Raw genomic sequence first — 577 nt, forward strand, 5'->3', positions numbered from 1 at the left:
TTTGGCTAATCGTCGGTATTGGCTTGTATCGGGATAAACCCATCACGGAAGTTTTAGATAAACTAGGCCTCAAGCTTTCCAACCACTTAGGGGATTCTGTTGCACCAAGTGCTATTCCTCAAGCGAGAAAGCGCCTCACCGCCCAACCTTTGGAAGCGCTTTTTAAACTGACAGCAGCCCATTGGACCCAGCAGGAAGATAGCGATGACAAATGGTTTGGACTGAGTTTACTTTCTGTCGACGGCACTCAGTTCAGCACCCATGATACCGCCTGTCTTGCAGAGCACTTCCAATACATCAAGTACAATGAAAACCACCATACTGAATACCCGATTGTTCGATTATGTGCCCTCACATCGCTGCGAAGTCGTTTATTACATGATGTTGTCTTTGGGCCCAGCTCGACAGGAGAGGTCTCTTATGCCAAACAGCTGGCCGCTTCAGCCCCCGCTCACTCCCTGACGATTTTTGACCGCTGTTACCTCAGTGCCGAGTTGATGATTAATTGGCAACGGCAACATACGACGAGTCACTGGATGACGCCGATAAAATCCAACACGCAATATGAAGTGGTTGA

At 48.5% G+C, this 577-nt stretch carries 1 protein-coding gene; it reads left to right on the forward strand.

Going from position 1 to position 577, the window contains the following annotated elements; genetic code table 11:
• On the forward strand, positions 1-577 hold a 577-nt coding region (locus tag R7093_RS26910; RefSeq protein ID WP_318147234.1), incomplete at both ends, for an IS4 family transposase.

Source organism: Vibrio sp. 1580 (assembly GCF_033340055.1).